Here is a 24186-nt window from a genome sequence, read left to right on the forward strand (position 1 = left end):
AAGAAGAACTGCCCCCCCAAAAAAACTATCTAACTCAATAGAGCTTCTATCAGGTACCCCACCTTTCGTCGTTTTCTGCTTAACCATCGGTTTATAAAGTGCCCACTCTCTGATGTTGAACAACGTTCTTGCTCGATAGAAGCAATAACCCTCTCTGGTGTCGTATACCTTCGGGTTTGCCAGTTGATATACATGGGGTAATAACAGTGCGCAAAATAGATCAGTTCCTCCAGGTTTCTCGTACGATAACGCCTGTTGCAGGTTAGATGATCAACGGTCACCCCCCATCCCGCATAAAAAGGCTGGCCCCAGCAGTGGACTGTTTTTCCGAGTGTCAGGGCTTCAAAACCTGCCAGAGAGGTCATGACGTGTAACTCATCACATTGCTCTATGCAATCAAAAATATCACCATTCGCCACAACATGATCAACCCAGTTCAAGGCCAGACTCTCAGGAATATGTCCCTCTCTCCCTGCTAAAAGAACATCAGGGTGAGGCTTGTAAACAATAAAAGCATCAGGCGCATAGGTTCTGACCGCCTTGATCAACTCAAGATTGGATGAGATCTCAGGGCTGCCCCATTGAATAGAAGCATCGCTGTCCACCTGACCGGTAATCAGTATCTTGCGCTGATCCGTTCTGGCTGACGCAAACAGGGATTGTTCAGAGCCTTGCAGATTATATTTGCTGATTCTTTGCTCTTTCAGCCTTTTACGTAAAGCCTTCGCCCTTTCGAGCTGCTTATCATTGAGCTCAATGGTATTGATCGCAGTTTCAAGATCAGAAGGTCGTGAAGCATCAAAATAGATACCCGTTTGATCCAGAATCAATGAACTGGGTCTGCGCAGGTCAGCCCCCAGACCTACTGAACGAATAAATGCGTCTTCAGCTCTGAAAAGCTTAATATTCGATGGTGGATTATAATTATGATGTTTAGCTCCCCAAACCAGAATGCCATCTCCTGATTTAGCCTTTGCTTCAGCCTGCTGAACTGATTTTACAAACTGTATCTTCTCTGAAATTGCCCGGGTAAAACTCTTTAAAAAGGCTCTTTTCCATAAGCTGAAGCCTACCGCATAGAGCGTTTTGACGGGTTGGCAACGTGATCTTCTCTGCAACGGGATAAGCCCAAGAATGTCTTCCAGCTCACACTGTTGAAACGTTTCCGGATCAATATAACGAGTGTATTTCAGGCAGGCAGCAGCAAACAGGCTTTCAATAGTATGCATTTGTTTTCGACGAGGACAGGAAACCCGGTCATCGGTTAACCCCCAGCCACTGTAAAAGGGGACACCAAAACAAACGACATTTTTCCTGTGCCAGAGTGCTTCAAAGCCCAATTGGGAGGTAACAACGTAGACTTTTTCAAAATAGGGGAAAAGCGACTGAGCATTAACCTTGTCGGCAAGAATGCGTATTCTCGGGTTATCAGGAAGATTGCTGCCGAGGTAGCCCTTTTTGGTACCCAGAACAACATCGGGATGAATTTTTATCCAGACTTCAGAATCTGGATTCTCGGCAAGAGCTGCATCCAGCATTTTATTGAAGCTGGAGTCATCGGCTAACCCGAACTTGACGGAACAGTCCCCGTAAGTCTGATCGACCACAAGAATACGTTTCTGCTCTCCAGCTTCAGGCTTCCAGCTATCAACAGGCTCATGATTATATTTAGTGATTTTGTTTTCAGTAATCAGAGCCAGAAGGTTTGAAGACCGCTCTTTTAATGCTGAGCTGAACCAGTCTGGATGGTTAAGAAGGTCTTCAATATCTGAAGGGCAGGTAGCATCGTAATAAATGCCTCGTTTATCAACGATCAAAGCAAAGCGTTTGTCACCCAGGGCAGGGTGGCCCAGATAGCTGATAAAGCCGTCTTCAAGGTGCCAATAAGGGACCCGTTGTTTTTCTGAAAGTTCTACAGCCTGTTGTGTGTTGGCTTTTTTACCCCAGCCCAGAATAACGTGAGAAGGCTGTATTTTTGTGTAAGGCTTTTTCGTTTCTATGCCATCGCAGTGCAAGAGAGCTTTCAATTCTCTTGCTTTACTGATCCCGCGAGAAAGGGTGATAAAAGCTGGTTTTGGTTTTGGAGAAGGCGGCAAGGTAGTCACTGATAGCTGATTGAAATAAATAACTTGGAATCTGAAAATCGATAGGTCTAAAGTGAAAATGCGTAAGACAATGTGTAACCATGGGTAGTACAAGGGGTAGTACAAGACCTGCCTTCGGTACCTACCTCTCCAAAATCAGAGGTTTTGCCTTATCATCAATATGAGCCTTCAAAGGTTCATGAGTGATTGTTCCATAATCTACCAAATCAAACAAATAAGCTGTTGGAAGTTCATCCAGAGCCGCAGCAATACGAGCTACTGTGTGAGGATTATCGGTGGTTAACCAAATTACGATATCAACATCAGATCCTGCTCGATAAGTGCCGATAGCACGGGAACCAAAAATAGCCGCCTGACTGATTTCAGTGAATGCGGACAAGCAGGCAATAATTTGTTGCAGGGTTGCTTCAGGAGGCCCAAACATCAGGGTGTCACTCGCCCGGTAAAGCAATCTGACAGCGCCACTAAAGCTGGGTGATATCTGTGCTGTATAGCCTTGGCAGCCTGTTGCGCCTTCTGATTGTCATAGGCATGACTCATGGTACTGGCTTCCAGCATATCTATCCATAACTGACCATCTGATATTATCTGCTGTTGAAATGCCTGCTTAATTACCTGTCTGGGCGACGGTTGAACCTCGATACCCTCATAGTTCAGGTAGTCTTTCATTACTTTCCAGCCAAGCTCCCAACTGAACTTGAAAGACTGGATCAGGGCGATTCGATACAAAATATCTTCCGGTGCTGCCTGAACAGCAGCTACAGCGGAGTCCAGAACAGCTAGCGCATTCTGATAGTTCTCGAAGCGCTGTTTCCAGCGGTCATCAGGCGTTGGGGTCATGTGGATAAATCAGCAATGATAAAAGGATTAAAATAACAGAAAAACGTACATCAGGTGAATTTTTGGATTGTGGTGCGCAAGAACGGTTACCCGAAGCAGCTCTGGTCATTAAACGTCTTATAAGGCAGCACAGAGCCGCAATGATTGGCTCAGTTCTGCAAGAGGTGCTAGCTTGTTCAAACGATGCCGAACATTATCTCCATCCAAGACATAGGTATGATAACCCTGTCCATGCAGGAGACCATCAACTGCGTTGGCAACGGTAGACTTACCTGAGCCACTCAGGCCAGTGAACCAGATCAGGCTGGGCTTTTGCGATTTCAGGTTCGAACGTGCTTCTCTGGAAACCCTGTGGGAGTGCCAGGCAATATTTTCCATAAGACGAAGCTCCGGTTTCGGAGGCTGTAACATGGCAAAATCATGAAAGTGCCAGCTCAGCAAGAGCCTGAGCGAGAAAGCGTTTACTGTTTGAATTCGACACTGATTTTCTCATCGTAACATCAAACTTCCCAGTTAAGCTTATACTCGATGTGCTAATGTTTCCCGACCGGCCTTACCCAATTGCTCTGTCGTTAAGTCTGTCAGGCTGATGAAAGAGCAGGGGGGTTGTTAATCTTTCCCTGTCTTCAAACCAGGCAAAGCTCTTGATAACAGGATTTAATATTAGTTTTAAAAGACTCAGGTATCGCAGACCAGGACAATGCCTGCACAATTATGGGAATGTTGGAGTCACGTAAGGCTTCATTAAACGCCGCTAGCTGAGCGAAACTATCATTCTCGTCTTGCCCATCAGGGAAGTGAACGACAATGTCCAGGTCACTGGCATCATAATTAGTACCTTTTACGCGGCTTCCATGAGCCCACAGCACAGTGCCATAGGGGAATATCTGTGATGCCAGATCACAGACGGACTTACGATCTTTTTCTCGTAAATCAATCATCTCTGACTCTTCCTATATGCTGCACTATAGCTTTCTCCAAGGTAATGGCATCAGCGATAAAACCTGGCAGCAACGTTAGCGTGTATTCAGTAAATTTCTTACCATAATCGTGGGCCGTGTCATTACGATTATCCCGATAAATCAACCAGCGTTCGGTTTCCTCAACAGACAAAAGGCTATGTTGCGCCGCATGCCTGAAGACTTCTTTGAACACAAGGCGATTTATCGCCTTAGGGCTATGAGCAAAATCCTTCAGACACTTGCGGAGAAGTTTACCAGCCTGTTCGAGGATGATTTCAAACTCTTTCACACAGGCTGAACGGTACATATCGTACTCTATACTGTCTTCTTCACAGCCGAGTAAACGGTTATAAGCAGTATCCAGTGTCTTGATGCAACGAGAAAAAAAAGTAGTGTCTATAGTCATGTGTCTTACTGACAATTGATATTTAGACCATCATATCTCAGAAATTTGATTAGTACAGTCAGTGAAGCTTATTCTCGATGTGCCAATATTCCCTGATGGCCTCACCAATTGTTCAGCAGTTAGCTCTTCAGAGCTGATGTAGTAGTGAAGGCAGACATCATTCAGGCTCACCAGTTCACTCTCAAGTTATCACCGATAAATTACAACCCAATAATTACGACACATCCAAGTCAATCAAAAAGGCAGGGAGGAATCCAGAATAGAACAGAGTTAAACGATGTCAAGAATCAAGATCTGACCCCGCTTTCTTCTCATCCGCTACGCTACCTGATTAAAATCAATGCGTTCAAGGTTTGCTGTATCGACCACTTGCCTGGCTTTCCACAAGTCAAAGCTTTCCTGAAGTGTCATCCAGCTTTCAGCAGAACCACCCAGTACTTCGGACAATCGAATGGCCATTTCCGGTGAAACACCCGCTTTTTCATTCAACAAACGACTGAAAGTACTTCTGGCCACGCCCAGTTGGTCGGCAATTCTGTTAGCAGTCATTGAGGTGAACGGTTCAATGTAGGTACGGTAGATCAATGCCCCCGGGTGAGGTGGGTCAAATGGTTGTATAGCCATCAGTGGTAATCCTCATAGTTCACGATGTAGGCATCTCCGTCTTTAAATTCAAACACAATGCGCCAGTTACCTGATACGCCCACGGCCCAAAGTCCTTCACGGTCGCTCTTCAATAGATGGAGGCGATAGCCCGGCCTATCCATGTCATCAATGGTTTTTTGTTGCAATCAAAAAAAACCAGACGATCTACGAGTTCCCTGTTGTGCAACTAGTAATCATTGTTAAATCCGCTTTCCAATGACCTTCTTCCATCGGTTTGAGGTGATCCGTTTTCAGCAGTGTTTTTGAACTCAACTCAACGGTTAAGTTCACGGCTGTTCTTCAGATGGTTACATCTTTTCGGATGGTCGGATGTTAACGGATTGACCCCGAATTTCTCTTTCCAGTTTCGCGGGATCAGCTTTTGAATATAGCCATTGAGAACTGTATCTTCATTAATACACACCAAAGACTCGTGACCTTGGTACTCAGCATGGATATGTGGTGGTGGATGGTCATCATGATACATTCTGATGTAAATTCCAAAAAAAGAAGAGATCACAGGCATCACAATTAACATCAGCTAAAAGCCTATATAATTGCCTCCAAAGCTAGATTGGTCAACTGTGGGGGGCTTACAACTCCACACAATGAAAGAAATGGCCCAATCTCCTTATTGAAATCCCCCCCCCTTAAGAGGGTGTCGCGAAACTCTCTCCAGCGTGGGAACGAGTTGACTACCGTCATTCCCGGCTTCATTCTCGTCATTCCCGCCTTCGCGGGAATGACGACCTCAGAGCGTGGGAACGAGCTGTTGGAGTTTTGCGACACCCTCTTCAGGGCGGGGCTCAGTGACCATAAAATATACTTTTTGCCTCCTAGTACATAACTCCAGTTTCTTTGTCCTGCAGCAATGCCGGAATTTTCCATTCTGGCATTCTTCTCCCTGATTCAGATCAGGGTGACCTATGCCAGCTCAATACCGTATCCGCCTGTCCATAGACGAACAGCAGCAATTAAAAGACCTCATTCACCAGACCAAGGTGGCCAAGCATAAACGTATTCATGCCCAGATCCTCCTGTGTCTCGATGAAAACGGGCCAAAACTGACGGAGCTCCAGACCAGCCAAACCTGTGGTGTTTCAACGAAAACGGTTCAGAGAACACGCAAACGCTGTGTACTTGAAGGGCTGGATATTGCTGTTAATAGCAAGTTCAATGGCATTGCCCGCCCAAGAAAACTCCAGGGGGAGCAGCAGGCGGCATTGACAGCTCTGGCTTGCTCAACACCACCAGAAGGTCATAGCCGCTGGACGCTACAGCTTCTCGCTGACCGTATGGTTGAGTTGGAGCATGTCAATTCCATCTCGCATCAAACCATTGGCCGAGAGTTAAAAAAAACGAGTTGAAGCCTTGGCAGAAAAAGGAGTGGTGTATTCCAAAAAAAGCAAACGCAGAATTTGTTTGCGCTATGGAACGTGTTTTGGATGTTTATCAACAACCACATGATCCGAATCGACCACTGATCTGTATGGATGAGAGCAGTAAGCAGCATACTTTGGAGGTCAGGACTCCACTCCCTATGAAGCCTGGCCAACCCCTAAAATATGACAATGAGTATGAGCGCAATGGTGTGAGTTCTCTCTTCATGTTTTTTGCGCCACTGGAAGGTTGGCGACATATCGAGGTGACTGATAGCCGAACTGCCTGCGACTGGGCTCACCAGATCAAACAGCTGGTTGATGTTCACTTCCCAAAAGCTGATGTCATCCGTCTTGTCATGGATAACCTGAACACACATACACCTGCATCTCTTTATAAAGCCTTTGAACCAGGAGAGGCTCATCGGTTGGCCAGTAAGTTGGAAATCATCTATACACCCAAGCATGGAAGCTGGCTCAACATGGCAGAGATTGAATTGAGTATTCTCAGTCGTCAGTGTTTAAGTAGACGCATACCCGATCAGGCCGCACTGAAATCAGAGATTGAAGCGTGGGAGTCCCAGCGTAATGGTGTAGAAAGCAAAATGGAATGGCGATTTACGACCGAGGATGCTCGGGTAAAACTCAAGAAGCTTTACCCGACGATCAAATCGGAGTGATGTACTAGGAGGAGATCCCGTGCTTTTTTCGGTTAGATCGGTTTTTAGTTTGATATCATTCAAATTTAATCGTATGTACACTGTATGTGCGTGTTGAGATCTGTCAAGTTTTACTGAGGCGTGACACGCGGCAAATAATGAAGGTGTCTCCACAGTTTTGACTTCAGCGAGAGAGCCTGTGCTAATAGCCGCTTTCTTTTATATTCTCTTCAGGCCTGTTTTGAAGGTTTTCGTATTGTTCAGTAGATTGACTGCAATATGTCCTGCTGTGTCAGGGTTTGCGAGCCGATAAGGTAATTAATTTATGGCTTTATGATATTTTATATTTCTTTATTGAGAAAAAAATAAATCTTATTGATTTATTTAGAGTGAGCGGCTATCAGGAATGGCATTGATAAAAAGAAATGAAGGTCAGTAAGGAAGTAGCTTGTGTGATGTGTCGATTTTGGTTGATTATATTTTCTGTGTTTTTAATTGAAAGTAAATAAGCCGATTTAAGTGAATTTAAAATCGACTTGTTTATCTTAAACTGCCCAGTCAATTAAACCAACAATCTTATTGTCATCAGCAGTTGCGACAAGACATTTTACATGACTGGCTTTCATGGCATTTTCTGCCTCAGAAAGCATAGCATTCTCCGATATACACACAGGGTTCTGGCTCATTAAGTCGTTAGCTTTTAAACCAAGAAGGTTTTCATGGGTTGTCATATAACGTCGCAAATCACCATCTGTAATGACTCCAGCCAGATTATTGGTGTCATCCATGACAATAGCCATGCCAGAGCGGGTTTCAGTCATAGTTAAAATAACATCGTTGACTGGAGTTGATATCGTCACAAAGGGTAAGCGATCTTTTTGCATGACATCTTTTACACGAGTCAGGAGTCGACGACCCAAACTACCCCCGGGATGGAACTTTGCAAAGTCCTGAGGCTGGAAGTTACGAGCTTTAATCAGGGCGACGGCTAACGCATCACCAATAGCGATTGCCACTGTTGTTGAAGTAGTAGGTGCCAGATTGTTTGGGCAAACTTCTTCTTTAACAGAACCATCCAACACAACATCAGCATTTTTTGCCAGTGTTGAATTCTTCCCGCCGGTAATCGCAATAATCTTGGTATCAAAGCTTTTCAGTGAAGGAATCAGCTTTAGCACTTCATCAGTTTCACCGCTGTATGAAATTAAAACAATGGCATCAGCTCTTTCATCAAAACGAATCATGCCCAAGTCGCCATGGAAAGCCTCTCCGGGGTGCATGAAAAAGCTCATAGTGCCTGTAGAGGCCAGTGTTGCTGCTATCTTCTTTCCGATCAGGCCTGATTTACCCATGCCAGAAATTATGACTCGGCCTTTGCAGGCAAGCATTAATTGAACAGCTTGTTCAAAAGAGTCATCAACGCGCTCACTCAGTGTTAAAAGTGCATTACCTTGTTCACGCAGGGAATTGGCCATTATTTGGCGCATATCAATAGTCATTATCTGTTAATCCTTTAATATTTAAACTCAGTAAGTTTTTAATGGTTGAGTTCAGCCCGAACTCGTTCCAGATCATCAGCTGTATCAACCCCATGACCCGGTTGCTCGGGAATACTCTCTACATGTATTCCAATCCCAAGCCAAAGAGCTCTAAGTTGTTCAAGTGCCTCTTGATCTTCAATCGAAGCGGTTGGACTTTGGGCTAGCTGCTGCAGTGTTGCAGCTCGATAGGCGTACATGCCTAAATGTCTTTGAGGTTGAGGAACAGATAAGCTTGTCTTGTCTGAGCTATATAAATCTCGATCCCAAGGGATCGCAGCTCGACTGAAATACAGTGCTAGTCGATTCTGGTTTATTACTACTTTTACAATATTGGTGTCAAATAAGTCAGCCGCTGATGTAATTGGAGTTGAAAGTGTTGCAATACCGGCCTGAGGATTATCTGCAAGGTTCTGAGCCACTTTGCTGATTAGAGCATGGGGCATTAATGGTTCATCACCCTGCAGATTAACAATGATGGTATTATCATCCCACCCCATAATATCTGTAACCTCTGCCAAACGGTCAGTACCTGATTGATGATCAGTGGAAGTCATCACAGCATGAGCACCAAATTGGTGGCAGGCTTCCAGAATTCTTTCATCGTCTGTAGCAATAACGATATTGCCGTCAGCGTTGACACCTGTTTCCAGTGCACGTTCATAAACGTGCTGAATCATTGGCTTACCGGCTATATCCAGCAGTGGTTTACCAGGAAGACGAGAAGAACCAAAACGCGCAGGAATAACGACTTTAAATGTATTTGGAGTCATTTGATTCACGTAGAAAAAACATTAAAACTGTTCTTGGCTGATGAACCAGCCATAGGGAATAAATCAGATTCGATTACTGAGTAATTTCAGTTTGTGGAGATACAAGCTTGTGATATGCCTGTTTTAAATCTGTACGTGAGCCAATCAATAAATCAGCTACTTCTCTTACTACACCTTTGCCGCCATTTGCTTCAGTGACAATATGAGCCATATCTCGCACCTGTTTATAGCCATCGGCCGGAGAAATAGCCAAGCCAACCTGTTCCATTACTGGCAGGTCTAAAACATCGTCGCCCACATAGGCCGCCTCATCGTTATCAATGCCAAGCAAACGTTTTAGCTACGGCAAAATCATGAAAGTGCCTGCCCAGCAAGGACTTCAGCCAGATAGCGTATACTCATAGCCGCTTTCTTTTGTTTTCTCTTCAGACCTGCTTTGAAGGTTTTCGTGTTGTTCAGTAGATTGACTGCAATATGTCTAAAGCCTGCTAAAATTTCTGCTCCGTCATTTCTGCGGATGCGACACTCGTCTTCTCTCATCGCAACATCGAGTTTCCAGTGAAGCTTATTCTCTATGTGCCAATGCTCCCGGCTGGCCTTACCCAATTGCTCAGCCGTTAGCTCTGCAGAGCTGATGTAGTAGCGAATGCAGACATCATCCAAGCTCACCAGCTCACCCTCAATTTCTCTCGATGACAGTGCTATTCCCTGGGTTTTTAAACCCGGCCAGTCGAAGGAAAATTTACAAACTCATCGAAGATATCACTGACAAAATACATCCGGCTTTCTGTGCGACCATGGCCCGGTTTCTCGGGTCATATAGCTATCACCTTGCCATTGGTGCAGCTTCTCCAAAGAGAAGTGATGATCGAAAGCCTTTTCAAGCTTGCCCTGATTGCCTTTGACCGCTAGCAGATAGTCAGCTTCCTTTTCGACTATGGCCTGGGTTATATCTCGCTGACATCCCATGGCATCGAGTGTCGCAAGACAACCCTTGATTTCCAAGAGCTTCAGGAGTTCAAGGATGGCGGTTATTTCATTAGATTTCTCTTCTGTTTTAAGCTGCCCCAGCACCACGTTATTGGCCGCAGAAAAAGCACTAACCCTATGAATCGCACCACGATTTTTACCTTTATCGTAAGGACGTCCGAGCGTCTTGCCGTCGATGGCTATAACGTCTCCTTGAGAGACGTTATGACAGGCATTCATCCAGTCAATAAAGCACTTCTGGAACTGCCTTGGGCTGATGGTATTCACGACTCGCGCTATGGTTTCATTAGAAGGAATACCTTCTTCAAAGTCACCATACTGCTTAAGCCAGTCCAGGCGTTCATGACCAAAATCTTCGATTTCACCCCAGCCTTCTGCGCCAGCAATGACAGCGCAGGTGGTCAGAAAAAGGATGTCTGTCAGCTTGTGGCCGACTTTCCAAGCTTGGCGTGGGTCACTGATAATAGAGAGTTGTGAAATCAAATCGTGAGCATTCATGCTGAGGCCTTATCCTGATGTGAGTTATAAGGCCATAGACGTATTAAAAAGAAAACAAATATAAGCTACAGGTCAATAATTTCAGGGGGGGTCATGATTTTTCCCTGGCCTGTCACCAGACAACCAATGGTGAGATAATTGCAATTGATGGAAAAACAGCAAGAGGCTCTTACGATAAAGGCATGGACAAAGGTGCAATTCACATGGAGAGTGCATTTGCGTCTGAAAACGAATTGGTTCTTGGCCAAATTAAAATTAACGATAAAAGTAACGAGATTACCGCCATACCTGAATTGCTTGATCTCCCGGAAATCTGTGGTTGCCTCATAACTATAGACGCCATGGGGTGTCAGAGGAACATTGCCAAGAAAATAGTTGGTAAAGGCGCTGATTATTTGTTAGCGTTAAGAGGCAATCAGGGTAAGCATTATGAAGCATTTGAGAAACATTTTTCTGTTGAAAAAGTGAATCAATGGAATGGTGATACTTTCAGAATCGAAGAGAAAAGCCATGGTAGGATGGAAACACGCCTTCACATAGTATTGATACCTTTGATGAGTTCGTTAATTTTTCTTTTGATTGGAAAGGAATGAAAACACTCGGGATTATTTTCTCTGCCAGAATGGAAGATAAAGTGTTCAATGCTGATGATATCAGTGTGCGTTATTATATCTCCTCTGCGGAGTTAACAGCAGAAGAATTTTCACATGCTGCAAGAGAGCATTGGGCGATCGAAAATAAACTCCATTGGAAAATGGATGTTGTAGTAATGCGAGAAGATGATTGTCGAATCAGAAGGGGCAATGCCGCTGAAATGCTCACAGGTTTTTGACATATGGCAGTTAATATGTTGAACAATAACAAATCCTTTAAAGCGGGCTTGAAGCGTAAACAGAAAAAGGCAGCCATGAGCACACAATACCTGTCTGAAGTCCTTGCTGGGTGCGGGGTTTCATGATTTTTCCCTAGGACCGGTGGTGTACAAGAGTCATGTGGTCAAAGATAGAGCCTATGAAGAAAGTAGCTAAAACTGTTCGGCGAGACACGCCACTGATCCTGAATTGGTTCAAGACAAAAAAGCATTTTCCAGCGGAATTGTGGAAGGTCTGAACACCAAGATAAAACTCACTACGAGAAAATCGTATGGTTTCAGAACCTATAGATGTGCAGAAATCGCTTTATATCATACAATGGGTAACCTGCCGGAATCAGAAATGACCTACAGATTTTACTGCCGAGGCAAAAATAGGAATAATGCGCCAGATAAAAAACTGGCGCATTATTCTATAGGGTGATAGTTTATAAATATGAATGTTATTTATTACTTCAGCAGCTCTTGATATGGAAATGCAGACAGAAGCGCATCTCTATCAAACTTTATATTCACCGTTTTAGGCATCTTTTTAATAAAGTGTTTACTATCAATACTTCCAACCTCAGAAAGATCAATTACTTTTTGAACTGGGAGGCCTGCACCTAAGAAATAATCATCAAATTTAGTATTATCACCATGAACTTGTGTTTCAGATTGCGATACTGTAACCCACTGTGCAGGTATTCCATAGGCATTGGCAATAATTATTCCATGCAAGGAAGATGATATTATATATTTACACTCAAGCACTTCATTGATGAAACGTTCAATATCTTGATCTGAAACAGATAGTATATCTATAACCTTTGCATCACCAGGGAAATTAATTGCTCGATGTTGATAGTGTGGGATATAACCAAGTTTATACTTTTTCTTTACATTCGGGTTGTAGAACAGGGGTAAAAGTAAAGCAGGGTCACCATATACTGCTGGGCAGTAACCACCATTTCTTAAGACTTCAGCTCGTGTTAGTGGACCTCTTACTGAATGATAAATTGCATTTGGATTTAGTTTCTCTGGTCGTCTAGAAGTACCAGATCCCCACACATGGCATCCATTTTGGGCCCATTTTATTACACTACCAATTGCTAAAGTACCTTTACCCCTTTCAACAAAAACAGGTGGAATACCGGTCATCTTTTCAATTAAGTAAGGGTTTAATATATCTCCCCAATTTCCAGGATATGGGGTTTTAGCCCACCACAATTTAACTCTTTTTTCACCTTGAGCAACTAAGTTTTTAGCACGAACTTCTCTCTCCAAATCAACAAGCTTTGAACGGGCCAAGTTTCTCCAGTCTTCGTACTCACATAATGTTAATTCTTTTAACACATCTAAAGCATCTTTTTGTCGACCCATTTTAATAAAAATATTTGACATTAAGAGGCGTGATTCATATTTCCTAGGATATAGGTATGCTGCTTTAATTGCGAGCTGGAGAGCATCTTTTGGAATAAGGCTGGTGCCTATCTTAGCTAGGTCAAGCAAAATATCAAGATCGGTTGCATTCAAGTGTTTTACTTTTTGAAAGAGCATTTTGTTATGATTGATATTTTTTGATCTCTTTATCCATCCAAGAATTGTCTTTGCTACAAAGTTTGATTTTTTTGAATTCTCATGCTGATCAACAAGGCTTTTGAAATCCTTAACATTGCCTGAATCCCCAAAAAAGAATGCTGCATCATCATTATCACCATTCACAGAAAGAAATTTACGAGGAATTGGAAGAGCTACAATCTCACTACCTATAGCTTTCCACCCCTCTTCAAGGAAATAGTCATCAGTTGCGTTACCCTGATAGTTTTGTTCTGCCTTGTAAATTTCTTCTGTCAATTTCAAGCCACCATCCGAATATGAAAAATATAAAAATGATGGAGCCCATGTTCTTGCAAACTCAATTGGATTAAAGGAGCTTACATCTTTAAAGCCTCTATAAAAAGCAGAGAAATCAACATTGCCTGAGCATAAAAACTCTGGTATGTATTTGATGTCACTATCCACATCTATCCATAAAATAGGCTTTCTCAGTTCTCTAAGCTTATCATAATAAAATTTACTTTTTAATCTGCAAATCTTTGCCCAATCAGTTCCTTCCTCAATATCAATGGAAACAATTGAGTGTTGAAAACCTAATTCATCACAACGCTTTTTTAAATGCTCTGCAGCTTCAAAATAATATTCGTCACCTGCGCAAAAAGAAACAATAACCGGCTTAATCATTTATACTTTCGTCACTTCACAGAAATTAATATATGGGACATAAGGTGAAATAAAGGATTTCTTGTTACAATGCCATAAATTAACGCCTCTATCTTTTAATAAAACAAAGGCATCAAAAATGTTTTTAATTTGTACACTTACTCTTGAGTCTTCGAGTTGTGGTGATTCTTCTTTGTAAAATCTTTCCCCCCCAAGACCATAATTCAAGTCTAAACCAAGCAAATAAATATCTTTGCAACCTAGATATACGGCAGTTTGAATCGCTAAAAGAGTTGTTGTACATCCATAATAAAAACCAATAGCAAGATCAAACGAAAATCCATCACGCTCTAATGGCCTAACATAAAACGTTTTATCCTGATAAAATTTATCATCATGAATGCTTAAGTCACTACGTAAAATCCTTTTGGTTGAAGGGTTTAATAAATCAAAGCAGGAGCTGTTTTTTGAAGGATTTGATATAAATCTACCATCAGAAACGACGTAATAGCTTTGGAGAAAATTGTAATTAGCTTCAAGAAGAGTTGTTGCATTCATTCCTATAACCAACTCTTGATTAAGCATGTTTAAATCATGGTCTAATATTGACGGCCCGTTACACAGTACAAAACATCTTTTACCGTATTCTTTATTAATGAGATCTTTTATGTGATTTTTCGAATACTTCTTGATAAATCTCAACATACTTACCGATTAGTTTATTTGGCAATAAGTGAGTAGAATAATAATCTTTCGACTCCCTCTTTAGCGCATTTGTTAATTCAACGTTCTCTGCAAACATTATTAGGTTACTTTCTAACGACTTGGGTTCAGTGTAAATAAATGGTGGGCAGTTTTCAGAGCCAGCTACATTTCTTAAGCTAATCTTTGAAAAATAATCCGCACGATTAAAAACAATATTCCCTGCACATAAGCCTTCCAAGCTAACCTGGTGATATGCACCAGTTAATACTTCATCAATTGTTACATGAGCTAAACATCTAGCTTTGAATAGTTTGTTTGGGTGCTCAGGTTTATTTAAAAACAACACTTCAACATCATTTCTTGAAGAAACAGCTTCGATTGCTCTTTCAGTCCTGCTACATACCTTGATATTCCAGCGACCACCTCTTTTATGGGAGGGGCTAAACATTACCTTTAGAGGTTCACCTACTTTTCTGTATGTCACACATGGTTGGTATAAAGTTATATTTGGCACCAATGTATAATTTGGATACAATCGTGGTTGATACTGTGCGACTACTAGTTTTTTTGAGAAGTCAAGCCCTAGGTACTTAGAACGTTCATAGTACAAAGGCCCTTCTCTTAGTGGGGAGTGTACTTGATAAATAAATATTTTATGGTTCAGAGTAAATAATTTCTTTGCCAGACTCTGGGGTATGTCGTTATGAATATGAATTATGTCTGCACACTCACACTTGGCCATAATTTCGTCAAAACTATCATTTGCCAAAGTGGCATGACTAATAAAAAAGTTAGAAAGTCCACTATGAGGAGGGTAGTCCCTTAAAATAACACATGATGAATTAATTCCAATATCACAAAGAGTTTTACTTATTTTAGCTGGAGCCCCCACCAGCGGGGTGGGACTTAGATGCACAACTTTATATTCTGACATCTATAAATACACCATTTTTTGTTGCAGATAATAAAAACTTAGCTAATTTAGCTTTATTAATATCTGTCAATAAATTTTTGTATCTGTATAAAATGGACTCTGTAACCATCAGTTTTTTTGTTCGTATTGCTAGCTCATTACACAGGGTGGCATGATCATTAAAGTTACTATTAATATCAGTAGTTAACTCCAATATCACTTTTGATCCGCTATCATTTTTTTTTGAAATTTCAAAATCAAATTCATACGCATTCATTATTGGTAAAAAATAATCTATATCTCTAGGTCCAAGCTCCTGAAGTAAGCGCCTAGCCGTCATAGCAAATCCATCTTTATCTGTAGATATTAAGCGTGGCAAATCTTCTGGAAGTGACTTAGATAAAGAATCCAATATTATTACCGCAGAAACCTGAAGTTGAAAATCTAAATTGGCATACCCATTTGTAACCCAAATAACGTCCCTATTATTAACTAAAGAGACTATATGATGTATTAATCTTTCCCTAGATGTAAATACAAATATAAAACTAAAATCACTTAAATAATCAAAGTATTTCTTGTAAAAATCATCAAAGCTTCCTATCGATTCTTGGATGTTAAGAATTGATAAATTTTCCCTTCCTAAAGGTGAAAAATCATGAGCTACTTCCTGCAATAAAAAAACGAGACTTTCTATATCAGCCTTATGTTTACCATCAAATATAAGTAGTGTTCTCCAATCCTGATTACTATTTTTTCTATTATTTTCTTTTGCTTTTTTTTTACCTTTTTTTTTAATGCCTTCTCTCAGAAAAAATGGTAAAAATCTAGAATCTCTAAAAAATGATGCTGGATCTCTCATAAGCTTTTTCAGCTTCCTGCTAGATCTTTTTTCCATATGAAGCCTGTTTATTTCCAAGGTGTCAAAATCGATTGTTTTTGGTGGGAGTGTACCCAGTGCAGCACTTTCAAAACCGCTGACAAAGTACCTATTAATTGATTTAACTGCCAAATCAAAGTCGCATTTTCTTGCTTTATGATGGCTTTCGGTTATTTTTTTTACAAAATCATTACTGTTCCATGGTTCTGATGATAGCAGTACTGGTTCTTTCACCCACTCTGTAACACCTAAGTTTTTCCAGCATACGACAGTAGTTCCTCTAGATAATGCTTCTCCAGCAACCATTGAAAATGTCTCAAAGAGGCTTGGTATAATAATTATATCAGTAAAACCAAATTTTTTATTGTTGCCTTCAAATTTAACATTTCCATATTTTTTTAGCTCGGTATTATAAAAATCAAATAGCTTTTCATCACCAAGTAAATAGAGATCTTCTGACAAATTTTCAATAATGTTGCGAAGAAATCCAATTCCTTTAAGCCATTCGCCGCGGCCTAGAAAATATATCTTACTATTTCCAGTTTTGTTCTGAAAACTTTCTAATGGGTTGGGGTAAACATAGATATCCCGTTTGAATCCTATTATCTTTTGTGAAACAGATGCGGCATAGCTTGAAGGAGCACTTATAAAATTTGCTCTATTGATCTCCTTTCTTTCATCATATACAGAAGGATCAATCTTTAACCCTTGGCAATAATTTCCAATGCTCTTACTACCATGCAGTCTTATATGTAACTTAGAGCTGTCATGAATCTTCGCTGATGCGTGTAAGGTTTCAGGGGCTTCTATAATGAATATTTTTTTTCTATTTTCTTCATAGAATTCAGCGACCCTTTCTCTAAAGCAAGATATCTTTTCATCTTTCATTCTTGCCACGACTCTGGTCTCAAAATTTAAAGCAAGATCTAAACAGTTTTCAATATATTTACTAACACCACTATTCTCTCTGGCAAAAGGGTCAACAAACACATACATTGCTACACTACCATTGCTAACTAAATGCGCTGTAGGCTTTTAACGCCTGTCAAAACGGACATTAAAGGCTCAGAGCAACCGCAGACTCATAGTTACCTGATAAACACTGACAAATCATGAAAGTGCCTGCCCAGTATTGACTTCAAGCAGATAGCGTGTACTCATTGCTGCTTTCTTTCGTTTACTCTTCAGGCCTACTTTGAATGTTTTGCTATTGTCCAGCAGATTGACTGTGATATGTCCAAAGCCTGTCAAAATTTCTGCTCCATCATTTCTTCGGATATGACACTCGTCTTCTCTCATCGTACTGACAAGTTTCCATTGAATCTTATTCTTGATGCGCCAATGTTCACGACTGGGTTCATCGATACCTCAGCCATTAACTCTTTAAAGCTGATGTAATAGCTAATGCAGATATCATCCAGGCTCACCAGCTCACTCTCAATTTCTCGAGCTGACATTGCTATTCCCAAGGTTTTTAAACCCAGCCAGTCAAGGGAAAAATTCACAAACTCATCCAAGATATCACTAACAAAAAAAACAACCGGCTTTCTGTACGGCCATGGCCTATTTCTCGAGTTATCTCAAACCCTTGCAAGAAAGTAATTTCAAAGCGGAGTCAATACCAGACTCTAAACGAACCGAACACCTTCCAGCTTGGCAATTCGATGAATAGATATTTCCGGGTACTGTGTGTCGTGAAACAGAATAACCACCTTTTACTCACCCCATCGGTCTTCAAGAGCCAGATGTAGGTGAATTTTCTTTCCGAACGGATTGCTTAAACCATTGACTTCAATCAACAAGTCAATATCGCTACCCCTTGCGTTATTTCTGACCCTAGAGCCAAAAAGCCAGACCCGGGCCTGCTGGCCGATCTCTTTCCTGACCAATTCTATGATGTCGTTTTTCTGTTAAGGACTGATTCTCAATGGTCACCACCTAACTTTATATTGTGGAGCTTGATTAGGTACGCTTCGATCTGATCGGTAATTTTAATCAGTTCGGGAGCTATAGCCCAAGTCATGTTGAGCGCATCAGCCCGTTGCGATTCAGCTTCCGGATAGTCGTGAGAAAATGCATTGCGTATCTCACGCATTTTCCTCCAGCTCTCAGCAGAACTCAGGATATGTCGCTTTTCCATCCTTGATAACGTATCTGCCATATTCAAGCCTTCCTCATCTTCCACTCGTAGCAAGTTTCTGAAGAGCTTGTTGCCAATACAGTCTTGCAGGCCTGCAAATCGAACCCTGAAAGCGTCAAGTTTTTCAAATAGCGCTTCGTCTTCCGACTTGAGTGCTAGAGCCGTCAATGGAAAGTACTGTTCAAGCCTTCTGAGCGAAACTTCCATGCGTTTAACGGCTATTTGAGATTCAGACCAATTTTGCTCAAAAAGAGATAGATATTTGGTATTGAGTGGCATTGTAAGTCTCAAAGATCAGAAAGCTTTGAAGTCAGTATGCTGCCAAGAGTGTCCACTTACCAGTTTAAGCGCGAAGCATTGCCCGATAGGCCGGGAGAGTCATCTCTGATAAAAAAGTTGCCCCACCCTCTGAATATGCTCAACCAACGCTGGGTTATCAATGCCTGCTAGAATCGAGAGGTCAAAACTGTAAGGCAATAGCAGATTATCTAGAGCATCATCAATTTTGATCAGCAGGTTTAAATCCAGTGTTTCACCTTTTGCAGCCACCAGGGTCAGATCAATATCCGAACCAGTTCGGTAATTTCCTTTTGCCCTGGAACCGTAAATAACGGCGCGCCCGATTTGCCGGTGCTGGCTTAATACGTCTTGAATGGCTTCTATGGTTTTATCACTTAAGCCAAATTTCATGAGTTATCGTCACTCAGCCTTTTTAACATCAGCTCCAGTGCACTAAATTCGGAGAAGTACTGGTTGATGATGTTTTCATAGATTTCCTGAGCGACTTCTTCCTTATAGGTATGGGATGTCAGGCTTCTGCTTTTAACCATACTCATCCAGATTTCACCCTGGTCTATAAGCCCTTCTTTGAAGGCGAGGCGAGTGACGTCTCTGGAACCGTATATTTTTTCAGCCCCCCGCTCAGTCAAAAAGTCTTTCAGGGTATTGCAGGCCAACTCATGGGTAAACTCAAAGACTTTGATCAAACCCAGTTTTTCAAGCTCACTCAACACACGATGGTTGGCCAGACTGACAGCTGCCTGCAATCGGCTCAGGGCGCGCTGGTAGTTATCAAATTGCTGCTTCCAGCAAATATCTTGCTCTTTGTCCATACATTCCAACTCAAGAAACCTACCACTGTTAATAGTTTCAGGTGTTGAGCAAGAATAGTTCAAATGATGGCTCCTGCGGGAGCCGGTCTATTCCAACCCTACAAGCTGAGCACCACAGCCGTACTCATAGCCACCTGATAAATAACCTGCATAAGATCACTGGTGTACTGCATGGTTTTCTCATCAACTTGTGGCATAACCAGAATTTCATCGCCGGGCCTGACGTCGTATTTGGCCAAACCGCTGCTAAACCAGCCATCGTTATACTCAATTCGTGAAATAGTACCGTCACTATGCAGTATCAGAACACGGGATTGATCCGCTTTTTGAGAGTAGCCCCCTGCTGCAGAAACGTAATCCGCTATGGTTTTGCCATTGTCAAAGACCATGGCATTGGGGAACATAACTTCACCATGCACCTGAACCAGAACGGTTTTATTAGGAATAACGATTCTATCCTGATCTTTCAGTAGCACTTCCATGCGGGTCTTATTCTGGCCTAACAACACCTGACCACGTGGTTTTGCCTGTCGGGCTCTCTCTACAAACTGAAGGATTGATTCTGCATCGGCTTTTCTAAGGTTTGCTTCACCTATGCTTTTGCTTCGTGCTGAAAGTGCCGCTTGTTCAAGCTGTTTTAACTGTACATCGAGCATGGCTTTTTGGCGTTCTGCTACAGACTCTCTGAAGAGCTGCATCGCTTCGATATTGGAGCGGTCGTTGGGGGAGAGGCGGGCCATTAGATCTTTGATGGTGCTGCCATAGGGAAGGATATAAACGGCCTGACCATTGTGTTCACCCTCGACGGAAACGCTGATGGTTCCGGGCATTTTGTCAGAAACAACCGTCACTTCATCGCCACTCTGGAGTTGCACGTCAGCTGTTTTGGCAATAGGCAGGTATTCCACGTTGCGCTTGGCCATCTGGTTTCTGGCAATCCGAACGTGGGTGGCTTCGGGTAATACACCGACCATATCCAGAGCGTCTTTCAAAGCCGTCTGGCCGTTGGCGAATTCAATTTGAACCGGGTTTTCAACCAGTCCATCAAACGCCGCTACCCCTTGTCGTGTGTTGACAACCAGAGTATCACCATCGCCCAGTTGAACCTGTTCAATGGTGCCAGTGAGAAGAAACTCATAGAGGTTAAAAATGGCTCGGGTCTTGCCGTTGCGTTTTAGCTCAACGTTCAGATAACTACCAGACTCTGGACGTATACCACCGGACTTTGCCAGAAAGGCCAGTATTGAATCCGATGAAAAGCCGCCATAAAGGCCGGGTGATTGTACAAAGCCGGTCACAAACAGTTTAACCGGTTCTGCTGCATTCAGGCTGGAGTATACGTTGACATTTTTTTGGTAAACACTGCGAACTTTTTTCTCGATAACCTGGTTCAGGTCTTTGTTGGCAACACCTTGCAGCTTTACAGGCCCTACTTGTGGGATAAAGACATTGCCTTGTGCATCAACCGTAAGTTCTACAGCCACTTCATAGGCACCCCACATTTGTAGGGTCACTCTATCGCCAATGGCTAGCGTGTACTCAGGGTTGAAGCCTTTAAACTCAGCCTGTTTGAAACCTTCAAATAAATTTTGACCGAATACCGGACGTTGTGTGACGGTTTCAACCAGTTCCGGGCCCACTGTTTCCGTTTCAGTGGATTCGGGGATCGGTGTGTTTGCGTAAGCAGCCATACTCAGCATGAGTGCGGCTGTTGATGAAGTGAGTTGTAGTTTCATAAATTCATAGTCTGGGAAATCAGGAATGCTTTAACGATGCTGTTGTCTTGATCCTTCGTCAATCACGATGCTCATGGATAGTGGCGCGAATCATTCGAGCCAGAGCAAATATCATCAGCAAAATCAGCAGTATGTTTATAAGGGAGTAGGCCACTCTGGGGTACTTGGCATCTTGCGCCTGATATGGACTGCTGACGACGACCAGCTGCTTTAATTTACGGCTTGCCTCTGTGCGTGTCGTTTCCAGGGCAACCAGTGCCGATGTATAGGCCTGAGTAGCCAACTCCAGATCCAGTTGTAACTCTTGTTGTTGTGCAGCAAGTTCGTTCAGCGAAGTAGCTTCACTATCGACCAGCTTGTCCTTTTCTGTGGTGATCTGGGATTGAAGTGCACTGATCCGTTGTTTTAATGCAATGACTTGAGCGGAGTTTTCGTTCAGGTAAGACGTCAGGGTCTGTAACTCGGTCTGGCTTCTGATCAGTTCAGCCTGAAGTTCATTCATTATGCCGCTTAGTGCAGCTCCCTGTTCTTCGACGCTCAGTAATCCGGTTTTGTTCTGGAAGTTTAACAACCTTCGTGTGAAGTCCTTCAGTCTTTGTTCAGCCCGCTCGACTTCGGAACGTACAAAGGTTAATTGTTCATTGGCCAGGTTGTGACTGATGTCATTAACAAAGCTCTCACTCTTTAAAAGGATCAGGTCGGTGACTTTTTTGGTGTATTCGGGCTCAAATCCTTGAACTTCCATATCCAGCATGCCATTGGTATCGTTGTATCGCACATTGATATGGCTGCGATAAAAGTCGAGAAAATCTTCCTGACTGGCAGATGGTGTGAGTCTGGAGATCCAGTCAGCAGATTCAATGTAATGCTGTTTCAATGAAAGCTTTTGATCCAGGTGCTCCAGCATATCGGGCGACTGTATAAAGGTCTCCAGAATCTTCTGGTCATTGCTGGCTTGTGGGATTACGCCAAACAGACTGAGGCCTTCAATAGAGCCGCCGCCTGAGTCACTTCGCTCAATAAGAAAGCTGGCTTCGGACACATATCGATCCGAAGCGATCAGGGTAAAGTATATTGCACAAAGTGCCCAGGGAATAAGAACAATAGCAGTAAACCACTGTCCGGTTTGATGAGTCAGAAGTGCTGACTTGAGCTTATGAGCAAGGTTAAGCTGTTTTAGCTTTTTCTTGATGGTGTATGCTGGAGTAACAGGTTTCTTGAGCTGTTCTGGAGTTCGAAGTGATTCGCTTTTGCTGGCTGGTTTTTCTTCATTAGGCGGTGTTTGAGGCGGTGCTTGAATAGTGTCTGGCATATCGAGAGGGTCAGGTAAATTACATGGAGTTATAGGCGGCAATGGCATCATCTATGCTGTTATGCACATGGATAGAGCCGTCTTTTATATAAATGCCAATGTCGCATTGCCGCTTTAGCTCATTAATGTTGTGTGAGACAAAAAGAAAATTGGCTATCCCTTTTTTGGCATCAAAGGTTTTGCGACATTTTTCTCTGAATCGCTTGTCACCTACGGCTGTAAGTTCATCAATCAGATAGTAGTCAAAGTCAAAAGCCATGCAGACTGCAAATGAGAATTTGGATCTCATTCCGGAAGAGTAGCTTTTGAGAGGCATTTCGAAAAAGTCATTTAGTTCAGAAAAGTTTTTGATGTATTCGATCTTATCCTTGATCTCATCTTTGTCTTTTCCATAGATCCGGCAGATAAATTCAGCGTTCTCACGGCCCGTCATACTGCCTTGGTAGCCAGAAAGTCCCAGGGGCCATGAGACATTGCCTTCTATTTTAATGCTGCCCTTATTGGGCTGGTCGACACCAGCCAGCAGTTGCATTAGAGTAGATTTACCACTTCCGTTTGCTCCAAACACTCCGATGTTTTTATCACCTGGTAAAACAAGGTCAACATCTTTGAGTATGTAGTGGCGGCCTTTGGGAGTCGGATAATACTTGGTGACGTTATTGAAAGTGATCACTGTGTCAGCATCCTGCGCCAGTTGGCCCGGAGCATCAGAAGGCCTAAAGTTAACGTTGTTAAGGCCCACATCTCCACGTATTCAAGGCTGAGCAGGCTTGTATCATAGTCGTATGAAAAACCTGAGCGCATAAATTCAAAAATATGGATCAGTGGATTCCAGAGCAAGATTTCCTGTGCAGCAGAAGGCAGCTCGTTGATGGAGAAGAACGTGCCAGAGATGAACATGAGCGGTCTCAGTAGGGCGGGTATAAATTTTCCAGGCTCTGGGTGAAGCGTATTGATAACGCCGAAGATCAAGCCCAGCCCGAATGCAATGATGCTGAGCAAAAGGTAGGCGTACATGATGATCAGACTGTTTACCAGGTTGACTTCATAACCAACCCACCAGGTGATAAGAATTATCCCGGATAAGACAACAAAAGATGTTATAAATTCAAGTATGAAGCGGCTCAAAAAAGTGTCGAAGACTCTTACCTGACGGTATATGAGTAGATTTTTGTTGGCATTCACTGCGCTCAATGATTGCGTTATGACTTTCTTGAAATATAGAAAGGGGGCAATACCGGTGGCCAGAAATATGGGGATTTCAAGGCCTCCGACAGAGCTTCGTCCGCCGAAATAAAACAGCCCCATGAAAACGGCTATCTGCAGGACTGGTTCAATAAAGGCCCAGGCTATGCCCAGCCTGTATGCTCCAAAGCGAGTTTTAAGCTCGCGTGTGAGCAGCGCATGCAGTACAGCATACTGAATTTGTAGAGGTGATCTTGATTGCATCAGAAAAATAAGGTCAGCCAGTCTAGACCGTTAGTAGGTTTGAAGCTTGGAGTTGCATCGATTTATATCCA

At 42.6% G+C, this 24186-nt stretch carries 30 protein-coding genes and 2 pseudogenes; 6 read left to right on the forward strand and 26 right to left on the reverse strand.

From position 1 onward, the window contains the following. Nucleotides 1-29: 29 nt before the first annotated feature. The 9 genes from P6910_RS10040 to P6910_RS26765 form a co-directional block, all read right to left on the reverse strand. Nucleotides 30-2027: a capsular polysaccharide biosynthesis protein gene (locus tag P6910_RS10040; RefSeq protein WP_317146127.1), complete on the reverse strand. Its 1998-nt coding sequence runs from the start codon at nucleotides 2025-2027 to the stop codon at nucleotides 30-32. A gap of 199 nt (nucleotides 2028-2226) precedes the next feature. After that, complete coding sequence (locus P6910_RS10045) at nucleotides 2227-2529, reverse strand: nucleotidyltransferase domain-containing protein (RefSeq protein WP_317146128.1); 303 nt, start codon at nucleotides 2527-2529, stop codon at nucleotides 2227-2229. Next, nucleotides 2529-2945 (reverse strand): nucleotidyltransferase substrate binding protein, encoded by a 417-nt coding sequence (locus P6910_RS10050; RefSeq protein WP_317146129.1) that lies wholly within the window; start codon nucleotides 2943-2945, stop codon nucleotides 2529-2531. The genes P6910_RS10045 and P6910_RS10050 overlap by 1 nt, the downstream gene beginning before the upstream one ends. A gap of 117 nt (nucleotides 2946-3062) precedes the next feature. Beyond that, entirely contained in the window at nucleotides 3063-3356 is a 294-nt protein-coding gene (locus P6910_RS10055; RefSeq protein ID WP_317146130.1) for an adenylyl-sulfate kinase, read from the reverse strand. 215 nt (nucleotides 3357-3571) lie between these two features. Then, the gene (locus tag P6910_RS10060; RefSeq protein WP_317146131.1) at nucleotides 3572-3886 is read right to left on the reverse strand and encodes a nucleotidyltransferase domain-containing protein; all 315 of its coding nucleotides are present in this window, start codon (nucleotides 3884-3886) and stop codon (nucleotides 3572-3574) included. Next, on the reverse strand, nucleotides 3879-4313 hold the full coding sequence (locus P6910_RS10065) for a nucleotidyltransferase substrate binding protein (RefSeq protein ID WP_317146132.1): 435 nt from the start codon (nucleotides 4311-4313) through the stop codon (nucleotides 3879-3881). The genes P6910_RS10060 and P6910_RS10065 overlap by 8 nt, the downstream gene beginning before the upstream one ends. 318 nt (nucleotides 4314-4631) lie before the next feature. Continuing rightward, nucleotides 4632-4937 (reverse strand): HigA family addiction module antitoxin, encoded by a 306-nt coding sequence (locus tag P6910_RS10070; protein WP_317146133.1) that lies wholly within the window; start codon nucleotides 4935-4937, stop codon nucleotides 4632-4634. Then, a complete protein-coding gene (locus P6910_RS10075) occupies nucleotides 4937-5104 on the reverse strand; it encodes a type II toxin-antitoxin system RelE/ParE family toxin (protein ID WP_317146134.1) in 168 nt (55 codons plus the stop codon). Before P6910_RS10075 ends, P6910_RS10070 begins: the two co-directional genes overlap by 1 nt. Nucleotides 5105-5232: 128 nt before the next feature. After that, nucleotides 5233-5496: a DUF4160 domain-containing protein gene (locus P6910_RS26765; RefSeq protein WP_410493894.1), complete on the reverse strand. Its 264-nt coding sequence runs from the start codon at nucleotides 5494-5496 to the stop codon at nucleotides 5233-5235. 120 nt (nucleotides 5497-5616) lie between these two features. On the opposite strand from P6910_RS26765, the gene P6910_RS10080 reads away from it, so the two are divergent. After that, complete coding sequence (locus tag P6910_RS10080; RefSeq protein WP_317146135.1) at nucleotides 5617-5805, forward strand: hypothetical protein; 189 nt, start codon at nucleotides 5617-5619, stop codon at nucleotides 5803-5805. A 79-nt stretch (nucleotides 5806-5884) separates the two neighbouring features. Then, nucleotides 5885-7017 (forward strand): IS630 family transposase gene (locus tag P6910_RS10085; protein WP_317141894.1). Its coding sequence is split into 2 segments (ribosomal slippage): nucleotides 5885-6305 and nucleotides 6305-7017, totalling 1134 coding nucleotides; the frame shifts between segments, so codons are not numbered across the junction. A gap of 524 nt (nucleotides 7018-7541) precedes the next feature. Here P6910_RS10085 and P6910_RS10090 read toward each other — a convergent pair. From P6910_RS10090 to P6910_RS10105, 4 genes and pseudogenes are all read right to left on the reverse strand, one after another. Then, nucleotides 7542-8495, reverse strand: a complete 954-nt coding sequence (locus P6910_RS10090) for a KpsF/GutQ family sugar-phosphate isomerase (RefSeq protein ID WP_317146136.1) — start codon at nucleotides 8493-8495, stop codon at nucleotides 7542-7544. A 38-nt stretch (nucleotides 8496-8533) separates the two neighbouring features. Continuing rightward, nucleotides 8534-9307, reverse strand: coding sequence for a 3-deoxy-manno-octulosonate cytidylyltransferase (gene kdsB, locus P6910_RS10095; RefSeq protein WP_317146137.1), 774 nt, complete (start codon nucleotides 9305-9307; stop codon nucleotides 8534-8536). A 73-nt stretch (nucleotides 9308-9380) separates the two neighbouring features. Next, nucleotides 9381-9638: an HAD hydrolase family protein gene (locus P6910_RS10100; RefSeq protein ID WP_317146138.1), complete on the reverse strand. Its 258-nt coding sequence runs from the start codon at nucleotides 9636-9638 to the stop codon at nucleotides 9381-9383. A gap of 20 nt (nucleotides 9639-9658) precedes the next feature. Then, nucleotides 9659-10795: pseudogene (locus P6910_RS10105) on the reverse strand (ISAs1 family transposase). A 104-nt stretch (nucleotides 10796-10899) separates the two neighbouring features. On the opposite strand from P6910_RS10105, the gene P6910_RS10110 reads away from it, so the two are divergent. From P6910_RS10110 to P6910_RS26775, 4 genes and pseudogenes are all read left to right on the forward strand, one after another. Next, a complete protein-coding gene (locus P6910_RS10110; RefSeq protein ID WP_317146530.1) occupies nucleotides 10900-11388 on the forward strand; it encodes an ISAs1 family transposase in 489 nt (162 codons plus the stop codon). Next, a complete protein-coding gene (locus P6910_RS10115) occupies nucleotides 11385-11627 on the forward strand; it encodes an ISAs1 family transposase (protein ID WP_317146139.1) in 243 nt (80 codons plus the stop codon). The genes P6910_RS10110 and P6910_RS10115 overlap by 4 nt, the downstream gene beginning before the upstream one ends. Before the next feature lie 149 nt (nucleotides 11628-11776). Continuing rightward, a pseudogene (locus P6910_RS26770) lies at nucleotides 11777-11905 on the forward strand (hypothetical protein); the annotation flags it as partial. Beyond that, nucleotides 11857-12090: a transposase gene (locus P6910_RS26775; RefSeq protein WP_410493895.1), complete on the forward strand. Its 234-nt coding sequence runs from the start codon at nucleotides 11857-11859 to the stop codon at nucleotides 12088-12090. The pseudogene P6910_RS26770 and the gene P6910_RS26775, both read left to right, overlap by 49 nt. A 26-nt stretch (nucleotides 12091-12116) precedes the next feature. Here the strand turns inward: P6910_RS26775 and P6910_RS10125 are convergent, their stop codons facing one another. The 13 genes from P6910_RS10125 to P6910_RS10180 all read right to left on the reverse strand — a co-directional run bounded on the left by P6910_RS10125 (nucleotide 12117) and on the right by P6910_RS10180 (nucleotide 24115). Then, nucleotides 12117-13889 carry a polysaccharide pyruvyl transferase family protein gene (locus tag P6910_RS10125; protein WP_317146140.1) on the reverse strand — a complete coding sequence of 591 codons (1773 nt, stop codon included), beginning with the start codon at nucleotides 13887-13889 and terminating at the stop codon, nucleotides 12117-12119. After that, complete coding sequence (locus tag P6910_RS10130; protein WP_317146141.1) at nucleotides 13890-14453, reverse strand: hypothetical protein; 564 nt, start codon at nucleotides 14451-14453, stop codon at nucleotides 13890-13892. Nucleotides 14454-14520: 67 nt separating this feature from the next. Further along, entirely contained in the window at nucleotides 14521-15507 is a 987-nt protein-coding gene (locus tag P6910_RS10135; protein ID WP_317146142.1) for a hypothetical protein, read from the reverse strand. Beyond that, entirely contained in the window at nucleotides 15494-17362 is a 1869-nt protein-coding gene (locus P6910_RS10140) for a glycosyltransferase (RefSeq protein ID WP_317146143.1), read from the reverse strand. Before P6910_RS10140 ends, P6910_RS10135 begins: the two co-directional genes overlap by 14 nt. Nucleotides 17363-17661: 299 nt before the next feature. Further along, entirely contained in the window at nucleotides 17662-17883 is a 222-nt protein-coding gene (locus tag P6910_RS10145; protein ID WP_317146144.1) for a hypothetical protein, read from the reverse strand. A 198-nt stretch (nucleotides 17884-18081) separates the two neighbouring features. Further along, on the reverse strand, nucleotides 18082-18255 hold the full coding sequence (locus P6910_RS26780; protein ID WP_410493896.1) for a nucleotidyltransferase domain-containing protein: 174 nt from the start codon (nucleotides 18253-18255) through the stop codon (nucleotides 18082-18084). Between the two features lie 35 nt (nucleotides 18256-18290). Then, the gene (locus tag P6910_RS10150; protein ID WP_317146145.1) at nucleotides 18291-18785 is read right to left on the reverse strand and encodes a hypothetical protein; all 495 of its coding nucleotides are present in this window, start codon (nucleotides 18783-18785) and stop codon (nucleotides 18291-18293) included. A 99-nt stretch (nucleotides 18786-18884) separates the two neighbouring features. Next, nucleotides 18885-19196 (reverse strand): nucleotidyltransferase domain-containing protein, encoded by a 312-nt coding sequence (locus P6910_RS10155; protein WP_317146146.1) that lies wholly within the window; start codon nucleotides 19194-19196, stop codon nucleotides 18885-18887. Continuing rightward, nucleotides 19193-19681, reverse strand: a complete 489-nt coding sequence (locus P6910_RS10160) for a nucleotidyltransferase substrate binding protein (protein WP_317146147.1) — start codon at nucleotides 19679-19681, stop codon at nucleotides 19193-19195. The genes P6910_RS10155 and P6910_RS10160 overlap by 4 nt, the downstream gene beginning before the upstream one ends. Before the next feature lie 35 nt (nucleotides 19682-19716). Next, nucleotides 19717-21354 carry a polysaccharide biosynthesis/export family protein gene (locus P6910_RS10165; RefSeq protein WP_317146148.1) on the reverse strand — a complete coding sequence of 546 codons (1638 nt, stop codon included), beginning with the start codon at nucleotides 21352-21354 and terminating at the stop codon, nucleotides 19717-19719. A gap of 58 nt (nucleotides 21355-21412) precedes the next feature. Next, entirely contained in the window at nucleotides 21413-22708 is a 1296-nt protein-coding gene (locus tag P6910_RS10170; RefSeq protein ID WP_317146149.1) for a hypothetical protein, read from the reverse strand. Then, the gene (locus P6910_RS10175; protein ID WP_317146150.1) at nucleotides 22686-23339 is read right to left on the reverse strand and encodes an ABC transporter ATP-binding protein; all 654 of its coding nucleotides are present in this window, start codon (nucleotides 23337-23339) and stop codon (nucleotides 22686-22688) included. The genes P6910_RS10170 and P6910_RS10175 overlap by 23 nt, the downstream gene beginning before the upstream one ends. Next, nucleotides 23336-24115 (reverse strand): ABC transporter permease, encoded by a 780-nt coding sequence (locus P6910_RS10180; protein ID WP_317146151.1) that lies wholly within the window; start codon nucleotides 24113-24115, stop codon nucleotides 23336-23338. Before P6910_RS10180 ends, P6910_RS10175 begins: the two co-directional genes overlap by 4 nt. Nucleotides 24116-24186: the final 71 nt, after the last annotated feature.

Origin of the sequence: Endozoicomonas sp. 8E, assembly GCF_032883915.1 — a bacterium.
Lineage (GTDB): Bacteria > Pseudomonadota > Gammaproteobacteria > Pseudomonadales > Endozoicomonadaceae > Endozoicomonas_A.